Source organism: Pseudomonas sp. GM25, assembly GCF_000282255.1.
Lineage (GTDB): Bacteria > Pseudomonadota > Gammaproteobacteria > Pseudomonadales > Pseudomonadaceae > Aquipseudomonas > Aquipseudomonas aphyarum.
Genome location: NZ_AKJQ01000057.1, coordinates 15,756 through 27,432 on the forward strand (window position 1 = coordinate 15,756; position 11,677 = coordinate 27,432).

General features: G+C 63.2%; 10 protein-coding genes. 7 read left to right on the forward strand and 3 right to left on the reverse strand.

Annotated features, from left to right (window positions below):
• The first annotated feature begins 11 nt into the window (after positions 1–11).
• Positions 12–1,280, forward strand: a complete 1,269-nt coding sequence (locus PMI24_RS22720; RefSeq protein ID WP_007958115.1) for a threonine synthase — start codon at positions 12–14, stop codon at positions 1,278–1,280.
• Positions 1,277–2,515, forward strand: coding sequence for a serine hydroxymethyltransferase (gene glyA, locus PMI24_RS22725; protein WP_007958117.1), 1,239 nt, complete (start codon positions 1,277–1,279; stop codon positions 2,513–2,515). Before PMI24_RS22720 ends, glyA begins: the two co-directional genes overlap by 4 nt.
• Before the next feature lie 16 nt (positions 2,516–2,531).
• On the opposite strand, the gene PMI24_RS22730 is transcribed toward glyA, so the two are convergent.
• Together PMI24_RS22730 and PMI24_RS22735 are read right to left on the reverse strand one after the other, a co-directional pair.
• Entirely contained in the window at positions 2,532–2,831 is a 300-nt protein-coding gene (locus PMI24_RS22730; protein WP_007958119.1) for a hypothetical protein, read from the reverse strand.
• An 81-nt stretch (positions 2,832–2,912) separates the two neighbouring features.
• Positions 2,913–3,683, reverse strand: a complete 771-nt coding sequence (locus tag PMI24_RS22735; RefSeq protein WP_007958120.1) for an AraC family transcriptional regulator — start codon at positions 3,681–3,683, stop codon at positions 2,913–2,915.
• Positions 3,684–3,922: 239 nt separating this feature from the next.
• Here PMI24_RS22735 and PMI24_RS22740 point away from each other — a divergent pair, with 239 nt between their 5' ends.
• From PMI24_RS22740 to PMI24_RS22760, 5 genes are all read left to right on the forward strand, one after another.
• Entirely contained in the window at positions 3,923–5,554 is a 1,632-nt protein-coding gene (locus PMI24_RS22740) for an APC family permease (protein ID WP_007958121.1), read from the forward strand.
• A gap of 22 nt (positions 5,555–5,576) precedes the next feature.
• The gene (locus tag PMI24_RS22745; protein WP_007958122.1) at positions 5,577–6,503 is read left to right on the forward strand and encodes a 4-hydroxyproline epimerase; all 927 of its coding nucleotides are present in this window, start codon (positions 5,577–5,579) and stop codon (positions 6,501–6,503) included.
• Positions 6,504–6,558: 55 nt separating this feature from the next.
• Positions 6,559–7,506 carry a dihydrodipicolinate synthase family protein gene (locus PMI24_RS22750; protein WP_007958123.1) on the forward strand — a complete coding sequence of 316 codons (948 nt, stop codon included), beginning with the start codon at positions 6,559–6,561 and terminating at the stop codon, positions 7,504–7,506.
• 79 nt (positions 7,507–7,585) lie between these two features.
• Positions 7,586–9,178, forward strand: a complete 1,593-nt coding sequence (locus PMI24_RS22755) for an aldehyde dehydrogenase (NADP(+)) (protein WP_007958124.1) — start codon at positions 7,586–7,588, stop codon at positions 9,176–9,178.
• The gene (locus tag PMI24_RS22760) at positions 9,168–10,430 is read left to right on the forward strand and encodes an NAD(P)/FAD-dependent oxidoreductase (protein ID WP_007958125.1); all 1,263 of its coding nucleotides are present in this window, start codon (positions 9,168–9,170) and stop codon (positions 10,428–10,430) included. The genes PMI24_RS22755 and PMI24_RS22760 overlap by 11 nt, the downstream gene beginning before the upstream one ends.
• A gap of 8 nt (positions 10,431–10,438) precedes the next feature.
• Here the strand turns inward: PMI24_RS22760 and PMI24_RS22765 are convergent, their stop codons facing one another.
• Positions 10,439–11,614 carry a XylR family transcriptional regulator gene (locus tag PMI24_RS22765; RefSeq protein WP_007958127.1) on the reverse strand — a complete coding sequence of 392 codons (1,176 nt, stop codon included), beginning with the start codon at positions 11,612–11,614 and terminating at the stop codon, positions 10,439–10,441.
• Positions 11,615–11,677: the final 63 nt, after the last annotated feature.

Sequence of the window (11,677 nt, forward strand, 5' to 3'; positions counted from 1 at the left end):
AGGGGATGGCCATGAAGAGTTCGTACAGAGAGTATGTGTTGCAGTGCCTGGTGTGCGACCGCAGCTACCAGCCGCACGAGGTCAGTTATTTCTGCCCTCATTGCAAAGTCGATGGTGCCCTTGACGCGCTTTACGATTACCCGACGCTCAGACGCGAATGGCCCAAAGAAAGCCTGGCCCATCATCAGGCCCGTGGCATGTGGCGCTATGACCGACTGATGCCGTTGAGCTCGACGCAGTTCATTCCGCCGCTACTGGTGGGCAATACGCCGCTGTACGCGCCGACCGACCTGCTCGGCAAAGGCTCGCGGATCAAGGTCTTGATCAAGGATGAATCGCGCCAGCCCACCGGTTCGCTGAAGGATCGCGCCAGCGCCTTGGCCGTGGCTCACGCCATGCAGTCCGGTGCGCGCACCGTGGCGGTGGCCAGCACCGGCAACGCGGCCTCGGCACTGGCCGGAATGAGTGCCAGCCTGGGCCTGCACAACGTGATTTACCTGCCCCGAAGCGCGCCCCGTGAAAAACGCGCGCAGATGCAGGGCTACGGCGCCGAGATCGTGCTGGTCGACGGTCAATACGACGAAGCCTTCGAGCAGTGCCTCAACGCCTGTGAACGCTACGGCTGGTACAACCGCACCACCGGCATCAATTCGTACATGAGCGAAGGCAAGAAAACCGTCGCCTTCGAGATCTGCGAGCAACTGCACTGGCAGGTGCCGGACCTGGTGTTCGTGCCCGTCGGCAATGGCTGCATTCTGGGTTCGGTCTACAAGGGATTCTTCGACCTGCTGCAACTGGGCTGGATCGAGCGCATCCCGCGCCTGATCGGTGTGCAGGCCGAGCAGAGCAACTTCATGTATCGGGCGTGGCGCAGCGATCAGCCGATGCAGCAGACCGAACGCATCGCCCCCACCAGCCTGGCCAGCAGCATCAACGTGGCGCTGCCCCGCGACCGGCTCAAGGCCATGCGCGCGGTGACCGCCAGCGAGGGCGAATTCATCTGCGTCAGCGACGCGAGCATCGTCGCCGCCGCATCGAAGCTTGCCGCCAGCACCGGCGTGTTTCCCGAAGCCGGCGCCGCCAGTGCCTTCGCCGGCCTGCTGAAGTACGCCGAACAACACCCCGACACCGCGCAAACCGCCGTGATCCTGATCACCGGCAGCGGCTTGAAAGACACCTCCATTTTTCTCTCCGACACGGCCGCGAGCCCGTCACGTGTGTTCCCTCATCACGTGCCGGTCACGCTGACCGAAACGCTTGCACAAGGAATCACCGCATGAGCCTGCAAAATTTCGACCCCGCCATTGCCCGCCTGATCGACCGCGAACGCAACCGCCAGGAAACCCACCTGGAACTGATCGCCTCGGAAAACTACGTCAGCGAAGAAGTGCTCCAGGCCCAGGGCTCGCTGCTTACCAACAAGTACGCCGAAGGCTATCCGGGCCGGCGCTATTACGGCGGCTGCAAGGTCGTCGACGAGATCGAAAACCTGGCCATCGAGCGCGCCCGCAAACTGTTCGGTTGCGAGTACGTCAACGTCCAGCCGCACTCCGGTTCACAGGCCAATCAGGCGGTGTTCCTGGCGGTGCTTGAGCCCGGCGACAAGATTCTGGGCATGTCCCTGGCCCACGGCGGGCACCTGACCCACGGCGCCTCGGTGAATTTTTCCGGGAAGTTTTTCCAGGCCTTCACCTACGGGCTGGAGAAGGACAGCGAAACCCTCGACTACGAAGCAATGGAAGCCCTGGCCCGCGAACACCGGCCGAAGATGATCATCGCCGGCGCGTCAGCGTATTCGCGCGTCATCGACTTTCCGCGCTTTCGCAAAATTTGCGATGAAATCGGCGCTTACCTGATGGTCGACATGGCCCACTACGCCGGACTGATCGCGGCGGGCGTGTACCCGTCGCCAGTGGGCATCGCCGACTTCATCACCTCGACCACCCACAAGACCCTGCGCGGCCCGCGCGGCGGCCTGATTCTGGCCAGGGCCGAATACGCCGCCGTGCTCGACAAGACGATCTTCCCGGTTTATCAGGGCGGCCCGCTGATGCACGTGATCGCCGCCAAGGCTGTGGCGTTCAACGAAGCCCTGGGCGACGAGTTCAAGCATTACCAGCAACGGGTGATCAACAACGCCCGGACCATGGCCGATGTGCTGACCCGGCGCGGATTGCGCGTGGTGTCCGGCGGTACCGACTGCCACATGTTCCTGCTCGACCTGCGCGCGATGAACATCACCGGCAAGGACGCCGAAGCCCTGCTGGAAAGCGCCCATATCACGCTGAACAAAAACGCGATCCCCGATGACCCGCAGAAACCGGCGATCACCAGCGGCATCCGCATCGGCACCCCGGCACTGACGACGCGCGGTTTCGGTGAAGCCGAATGCGCCGAGGTGGCCAACCTGATCGCCGACCTGCTGGAGCAACCGGACAATACCGCGCGGGTGGAAAACATCCGCCGCCGGGTGATGCACCTTTGCGAATGCTTTCCGGTGTACCTGCTGACGTGACGAAAACGCCGGCCGCTCAGTTCTTGCACTTGGCCAACACCACCTGACAGGTGTCGGGCGTGCCACCGGAGCGGCCGGCATAACGGATGCAGTTGTTCAGGGATTTCTGCCGGGCGATGTTCAAGGATGAACCCCAGGCCAGCCCGCCCTCGCCCACCGTGGGCAACGCCTTGGCATAACAGCTGTCGCCGACGCCGGACGCGGGATACCGGTTCTTGGCCGCCCGACTGGAACAGCCGGCGGTCAGCACCAGACTGACGGCAATCAGGCTCGACAGGATCCATGACGAGCATTGGCACAGCCGCTTTGTGCTCATCGCGTTTCCTCTGCCGCAAGGCCTTTCATGTGATGGAGGTGCATGTCCCTTTGAGTCTAGTCGTGACGAACCGAAAGCGACTCAACGTTCCGTCGCCTGCCGATACTGACGTGGGGTGAACCCGGTCGATGCCTTGAACTGCCGAGTGAATGCGCTGTGATCGGTGTAGCCGCATTGCAGCGCCACCTCGGTTATGGGCAGCTCGGTGTGCAACAAGCGATGGGCATGTTCCAGCCGCACTTTCTGGATCATCTGCCTCGGTGTCAGGTGGAAGACCCGTTTGCAGTAGCGCTCCAGTTGCGCCACCGAAATACCGGCGATCCGGGTCAGTTCGCCCAAGGTGACACGCCGATTGAAATGCGCGCGGATGTGTTCGTCGACCGCCGCCAGGCGCTGAAACGCCGGGTGGGTTTCGCTGGCCGATTGCAGGTCCACCGAAATCCCCGCGAGGCCGATGATCTCGCCGTCACGGTTGTACAGCGGACGCTTGTGAGTCAGGCACCAGCCCGGTTCGCGACTGCCGTACAGGTGCAGTTCCAGCTGATCCTCCAGCACAAATCCCTCTTCCAGCACCCGCCGATCCTGCTCGGTATAACCCGGCCCCAGTTGCGCCGGAAACACCTGCGCACTGGTTTTGCCGAGTAGCGGTTTCAGGTCTTTCAGCCCACAGCGCTGCACCAGCGTGCGATTGGCCAGGACGTACCGCGCCTGCACATCCTTGATGAAGATCGCCGCGTTCGGAATCACGTCGAGCATCGGCAACAGCGGTGCCACGCCGCCCAGCAGCGCGTCGAGGGTATGCGGCCGATGGCGCTCATCGCCCTGACAGAGGATCGCAAACGCGTTCTGCATGTAAAGGTCTTCCCCGGTGAGTGGATCGGCCTGAAAACGTACCCGCCCGGAGGCGTTCGCGTGCAGATTGCAGCAACGTTTGCGGCGTGTCGAGCGCCGCTGTCTTTCTTCGCAACTGTGCCGATTTCGTCATCCGCAGCTGCGCAAAACATCAATCGCCCGACGCCTGATGAGTTCACTGTTTAGCCGTTCCAGTGACTCACACCTGCCTATCCAATAACTCACAAGAAGGCGATGCCATGTCAGGCCAAGGCAAGTTCAAAAAACAACTTTCATTGATCGACCTCACCTTTATCGGGCTGGGGGCGATCTTCGGTTCCGGCTGGTTGTTCGCGGCCAGTCACGTCTCGGCAATTGCCGGGCCGGCGGGGATTTTTTCCTGGTTGCTGGGCGGGTTCGCCGTGTTGCTGCTGGGCATCGTCTACTGCGAACTGGGCGCGGCATTGCCCCGCGCCGGCGGTGTGGTGCGCTACCCGGTTTACAGCCACGGGCCGCTGCTCGGTTACCTGATGGGTTTCATCACGCTGATCGCGTTTTCCAGTCTGGTGGCGATCGAGGTAGTTGCTTCGCGCCAATACGCGGCGGCCTGGTTTCCGAGCCTGACCAAGGCCGGCAGCGGTGATCCGACCCTGCTCGGCTGGCTGGTGCAGTTCGGCCTGCTCTGCGTGTTCTTCCTGCTCAACTACCGCAGCGTGAAGACCTTCGCCAAAGCCAACAACCTCGTCAGCGTGTTCAAATTCATCGTGCCGCTGCTGGTGATCGGCGTGCTGTTCACCTTCTTCAAACCGGAAAACTTTCAGGTCCAGGGCTTCGCGCCTTTCGGGCTCTCGGGCATCGAGATGGCGGTCTCTGCCGGCGGCGTGATCTTCGCCTACCTCGGCCTGACCCCGATCATCTCGGTGGCCAGCGAAGTGAAAAATCCCCAGCGCACGATTCCGATTGCGCTGATCCTGTCGGTGCTGCTTTCCACCGCGATCTACGTGTTGCTGCAAACGGCCTTCCTCGGCGGCATCCCGACCGAACTGCTCGCCAATGGCTGGGCCGGGGTTTCCAAGGAATTCGCCCTGCCGTACCGCGACATCGCCCTGGCGCTGGGCGTGGGCTGGCTGGCGTATCTGGTGGTGGCGGACGCGGTGATCTCTCCTAGCGGTTGCGGCAACATTTACATGAACGCCACGCCTCGGGTGATCTACGGCTGGGCGCAGACCGGCACCTTTTTCAAGGTCTTCACCCACATCGACGCGAAGTCCGGCATCCCGCGTCCGGCACTGTGGCTGACCTTCGCCCTGTCGGTGTTCTGGACCCTGCCGTTCCCGTCCTGGGAAGCGCTGATCAACGTGGTGTCCGCCGCGCTGGTGCTGAGCTATGCCGTCGCCCCGGTGACCGTCGCCGCGCTGCGCCGCAATGCTCCCGACATGCCGCGCCCGTTCCGGGTCAAGTGCATGGGCGTGCTGGGTCCGGTGTCGTTCATCATCGCTGCACTGATCGTTTACTGGTCGGGCTGGAACACCGTGTCCTGGCTGCTCGGCCTGCAAATCCTGATGTTCGTCGTCTATCTGCTCTGCGGCCGCTTCGTGCCGACCGCCCACCTCAGCCTGTCCCGCCAAGTGCGTTCATCCGCGTGGCTGATCGCCTTCTACGCCGTGACCATCGTCCTGTCGAAACTCGGCACCTTCGGCGGTCTGGGCATCCTCACCCATCCGTTCGACACCCTGGTCGTCGCAGCCTGTGCGATGGGCATTTATTACTGGGGCGCCGCCACCGGCGTGCCGGCGCATCTGCTGCGTCTGGAATCGGAAGAGGATGAAAGCGAAGTCGCTTCGCCGTCACCCGCCTCCGCCGCCAACCCGCGCACTGCCGGCGCTTACTGAAATCACTTAACGGGACCTGTCCATGAAACGAGTACACGTCATTGATTCCCACACCGGCGGCGAACCTACGCGTCTGGTGATGAAAGGTTTTCCCGACTTGCCCGGTCGCACCATGACCGAGAAGCGCGACGCCCTGCGCAACCAGCACGACCAATGGCGCCGCGCCTGTCTGCTGGAGCCGCGCGGCAACGATGTGCTGGTGGGCGCGCTGTATTGCGAGCCGGTGTCGCCGGACGCCACCTGCGGCGTGATCTTCTTCAACAACGCCGGTTACCTCGGCATGTGCGGCCACGGCACCATCGGCCTCGTTGCATCGCTGCAACACCTGGGGCTGATCGCACCGGGTGTGCACAAGATCGACACGCCGGTCGGCCCGGTCAGCGCAACGTTGCATGAAGACGGCGCCGTGACCTTGGGCAACGTGCCCGCCTATCGCTCACGCAAACAGGTGGCGGTGGAAGTGCCGGGATACGGCCGTTTCCTCGGTGACGTGGCCTACGGCGGCAACTGGTTTTTCCTGGTCTCCGAACACGGCCAGACCCTCACAATGGACAACGTCGAAACCCTGATCGACCTCACCTGGAAAATGCTCAAGGCCCTCGAAGACCAAGGCATCCATGGCGAGGACGGCGCGCTCATCGACCACATCGAACTGTTCGCCGATGACGCCGAGGCCGACAGCCGCAACTTCGTCATGTGCCCCGGCAAAGCCTACGACCGCTCCCCTTGCGGCACCGGCACCAGCGCCAAACTCGCGTGCCTGGCCGCCGACGAAAAACTCGCGCCGGGCGAGCGCTGGGTGCAGGCGAGCATCACCGGCAGCCAGTTCGAAGGTTCCTTCGAATGGGAAGACGAGCGCATCCGCCCCTACATCACCGGCCGCGCCCACATGACCGCCGACAGCACGTTGCTGATCGACGAAACAGATCCGTTCGCGTGGGGCATCTGAGCCGCCGCGCTGTTTTTTCAAACCCCTCTGAATGACCGTTCCAAGGAGAACAATAATGAGCGACAACATCTTCACCGGCTGCATGCCCGCCCTGATGACCCCGTGCACCGCCGCGCGCAAACCGGACTTCGATGCGCTGGTGGCCAAGGGGCGCGAGCTGATCGACATCGGCATGAGCGCGGTCGTGTATTGCGGCTCCATGGGTGACTGGCCGCTGCTCACCGAAGCCGAGCGTCAGGAAGGCGTGGCGCGGCTGGTGGCGGCCGGGATTCCGACCATCGTCGGCACCGGCGCGGTCAACACCCGTGAAGCGGTGTCCCACGCGGCCCACGCGGCGAAAGTCGGCGCGCAGGGTTTGATGGTGATTCCTCGGGTGCTGTCCCGTGGTGCTTCGGCGGCGGCGCAAAAAGCCCACTTCGCGGCGATTCTGCAAGCCGCTCCGAACCTGCCGGCAGTGATCTACAACAGCCCTTACTACGGCTTCGCCACCCGCGCCGACCTGTTCTTCGAACTGCGCCGTGAATACCCGAACCTGATCGGCTTCAAGGAATTCGGCGGTGGCGCCGACCTGCGCTACGCCGCTGAAAACATCACCTCCAAGGATGATGCCGTGACCTTGATGGTCGGTGTCGACACCCAGGTCGTGCACGGTTTCGTCAACTGCAACGCCACCGGCGCCATCACCGGCATCGGCAACGCCCTGCCCCGCGAAGTGCTGCAGTTGGTAGCCCTGAGCAAGCAGGCGGCCAAGGGTGACGCCAAGGCCCGACGTCAGGCCCGCGAGCTGGAATCGGCGTTGGCGGTGCTGTCGTCCTTCGATGAGGGCACGGATCTGGTGCTGTATTACAAACACCTGATGGTGCTCAACGGCGACAAGGAATACACCCTGCATTTCAACGAAACCGATGCGCTCAGCGACTCGCAACGCCGTTACGCAGAAGCCCAGTACACGCTGTTCCGTCACTGGTACGAAAACTGGTCGGCGGAACAGAACTTCGCCTGACCTGCCGCTGCGCTCAAGCCCGCCGCCCCCACGGCGGCGGGCCTTATTCGTGACCTGCTTTATTGATAAGGAATGCGCCATGACTCTGACGGGCCAACTGCTGATCGGTCAGCAAACCCTCACCGGCGACCGCGACGTCATCCACGGGATCAATCCCGCCACCAACTCGCCTTTGGAACCGGCCTACGCCGGCGGCTCTGCCGAGCATGTCGAGCAGGCCTGCGCACTGGCCTGGGCGGCGCTCGACCGTTATCGCGAGACAGCGCTCAAGGCGCGGGCCGAATTCATTGAAACCATCGCGGGCGAAATCGAAGCGCTCGGTGATGAACTGATCGACCGCGCCATGGCCGAAACCGGCCTGCCGCGTCCGCGTCTGCTGGGTGAACGGGGCCGCACCTGCCAGCAGCTGCGCTTGTTTGCCCGCACCGTGCGGGCCGGTGAATGGCTGGATGTGCGAGTCGATACAGCGCAACCGCAACGCCAGCCAATGCCGCGTTCGGATCTGCGTCAGCGGCAGATTCCACTGGGCCCGGTGGCCGTGTTTGGCGCGAGCAACTTTCCACTGGCGTTCTCGGTGGCCGGTGGCGATACCGCTTCGGCGCTGGCTGCCGGTTGCCCGGTGATCGTCAAGGCCCACGGCGCCCATCCCGGCACCAGCGAACTGGTTGGCCGTGCAGTGGCGCGGGCGGTCAAGGCCTGTGGTTTGCCGGAAGGTGTGTTCTCGTTGTTGTACGGCTCCGGCCGTGAAGTGGGGATTGCGCTGGTCAGCGATCCACGGATCAAGGCAGTCGGTTTCACCGGTTCGCGCAGTGGCGGCCTCGCGCTGATCAAAGCGGCTCAGGCACGGCCCGAGCCAATTCCGGTGTACGCGGAAATGAGTTCGATCAACCCGGTGTTGCTGTTTCCGGCAGCGTTGCAGAATCGCGCCGAGGCGTTGGCCCAAGGTTTTGTGGCTTCGCTGACATTGGGCGCCGGTCAGTTCTGCACCAATCCTGGTCTGGTCATCGCCCGTAAGAGCCCGGCGCTGGACGCCTTCATTGGCGCCACCACCGAACTGATCCAGCGCAGCCCCGCGCAGACCATGCTGACGCCGGGGATCTTCAACGCCTATGAATCCAGCGTGAATGCCCTCGCGGAAAATGCCCGGGCGCGCATTGCCGCTGTCGGCCAGCGAGCAACGGATCCGAATCAGGGCCAGGCCCATGTATTCGTCACCGAAGCCGCCGATTTCCTCGCCGATCATTCGTTGCAGGCTGAAGCTTTCGGCGCCGCGTCCTTGATCGTGCAATGCGCCAGCGACGCTGAAATCCGTCAGGTGCTCGAACAGCTGGAAGGCCAACTGACCGCCACGCTGCATCTTGATGACGAGGATCTGGAACAGGCTCGCGCATTGCTGCCAACCCTGGAGCGCAAGGCCGGACGCCTGCTGATCAACGGCTGGCCGACCGGCGTCGAAGTTTGCGATGCAATGGTGCATGGCGGGCCGTTCCCGGCCACTTCCGATTCGCGCACCACGTCGGTGGGCACGGCGGCGATCCTGCGTTTCCTGCGCCCGGTCTGCTATCAGGATTTCCCCGACAGCCTGCTGCCGACCGCGCTCAAACACGCCAATCCACTGTCGCTGCGTCGCTTGCTCGATGGCCAAAGGGAAACCGCGAAAAATGCCGAATGACCCGCACGACATCGCCGTGGTCGGCGCCGGCATCATCGGCGTCGCCAGTGCCCTGCGCCTGGCACGTCAGGGCTTGCTGGTGGTGGTGATCGACCCTCACGAACCGGGCCACGGCGCCTCGTTCGGCAACGCCGGGCACCTGGCGACCGAGCAGGTGTTTCCGATTGCCGACCGCTCGATCCTCAAACGTCTGCCGGCCATGCTCATGGACCCGATGGGCCCGCTGCGCCTGGACTGGAAATACCTGCCCCGGGCCCTGCCCTGGTTTGCGCGGCTGTTGCTGAACCTGCGCTCGGCGCCGTTCCAGCGCACCGTCGCCGGGTTACGGGCCCTCAATGAAAGCTCGCTCGACGCTTGGCACCGCTTGCTCAACGACATCCAGCGGCCCGACCTGCTGAAGATGGAAGGTTCGCTGCTGGTGTTCGAACGCCCCGACTCGCGCCCGGCCCTCGAAGCATTGCAGCGACGCATGCAACAGCAACAGGTGCCGGTCGATTGGTGGCAGGCCGGTGCGGTACGCGAGACCGCGCCGCAACTGAGCGAACAGATTCAGGGCGGACTGTTTTTCCCGAACACCGGGCATTTCATCGACCCCTACCGCGTCGTGCGTGAGTTGGTGGAAGCGGCGAAAGCCAGCGGCGTGCAGTTTCTGAAACAGGCGGTTCAGGGTGGGCAATTGCACGAACATGGCGTCAACCTGATGACCGGAACCGGCACCCTGTCCGCTCGCCAGGTGCTGATCGCCTGCGGCGCCCACTCGGCAAAACTCACCGCTGCACTGACTGGCAAAAAAGTCCCGCTGGACACCGAGCGCGGCTATCACCTGATGCTGCCTCACGAACACAACCGACTGCCCTTCCCCGTCACCTCGCTGGAACGCAAATTCATCATGACCCCGATGTCCGAAGGCCTGCGCCTGGCCGGCACCGTCGAATTCGCCGGCCTCGACGCCCCGCCGACCATGGCCCGAGCCTGGCAGTTGCATCGGTTGAGCAAGGGGTTGTTTCGTGATGAGTTGAGTGTCGAGGCAGCCACACCTTGGATGGGGTTTCGGCCGTCACTGCCGGATTCGTTGCCGGTGATCGATCGGGTGTGTGACGGGAAGGTGTTGCTTGCGTTTGGGCATCAGCACCTGGGGCTGACGCAGGCGGCGGTGACGGCGGAGATAGTTGGGGGGATGGCCTTGCCATCGATGCAGGACACGACTCGTATTCTTCCGTCGAGCGAGCCTTATCGGCTGGATCGCTTTTGAGTGGCCGTCTATCTGGCGCCCTGCTGATATTCACGGGGCGTACACCCGAACTCTCGGCGAAACACCGTGTGCAGATACTGCGCGGATTTGAAGCCGCACGTGCGGGCAACGTCCGCAATCGCCGTGTCGGTTTTTTCCAGCCCGCGAGTGGCCGCCGCCAGTTTGAAACGCAGAATCTCGTCATGCACGCTGCAACCACGCACCGCGCGAAAGTGCGACTCCAGCGAGGAACGCGACACGCCGACATAAGCCGCCACTTGCGCGGTCTTGATGCCCTGGCAGGCATATTGGCGGATGAACAGCAGCGCCTGCATGACGTAAGGATTGCCCAAAGGTTGATGCAAGCTCGACACCTGCACGTTGATCGCTTCAGGCGGGATCAGGAAATGCGCACCCGTTGACGGTTTGCCATGCAGCATCTGGTGCAGCAGTTGCGCGGCGGTGCGGCCCATGGTTTCGGTGCCCTGGATCACCGAACTCAGCGGGACCCGGGTCAGGCTGCGGGTCAGCGGGTCGTTGTCGATGCCGATCAACGCCACCTGCTCCGGAACCGCGATTCCGGCGGTCAGGCAAGCTTGCAGCAACTGCCGGGCGCGGGCGTCACTGACCGCGATGATGCCAATCGGCTTGGGCAGGCTCTGAAGCCAGGCGATCAGTTGTTCGACGGCGCTGTCCCACAGCGGCGCGCTGGTCCCCATGCCGCGATAGACCTCGGCGTGCAAGCCGTCCCGCTGCATCAATTTTAGAAAAGCCTTTTCGCGCTCCTGGGCCCATCGGTTCGCCTGCGCTTCGGGCAGGCTGAAGCAGGCAAACCGTTGCAGCCCGGCCTCGATCAGGTGCTCATAAGCCATAGTGATCAGCGCGTTGTTGTCGGTCGCGACGTACGGGATGCCTTTGGGATAGGCCCGCTCATCCTGATAAGAACCGCCCACCGCCACCACGGGCATCTTGATGTCGGCCAGCGCCTCGCCAATCAGCGGATCGTCGAAGTCGGCGATGATCCCGTCACCTTGCCAACGCTCGATGCCTTTCAAGCGGCAGAGAAAATCCTCTTCCAGGAACAGATCCCAGGACGCGCGCGTGCTGCTCAGGTAGTTGCCGATGCCGCTGATGATGCCGCGGTCATAGATCTTGCTCCCGTTGAACAACAGGGCGATGCGGTGAACAGGCGGTACGGTTTTCATTGTTTTTATGCTTGTTCCGGGCCCCTTGCCGTAGAGGCGGTCTGCACAGACTAGGCGCGCAGA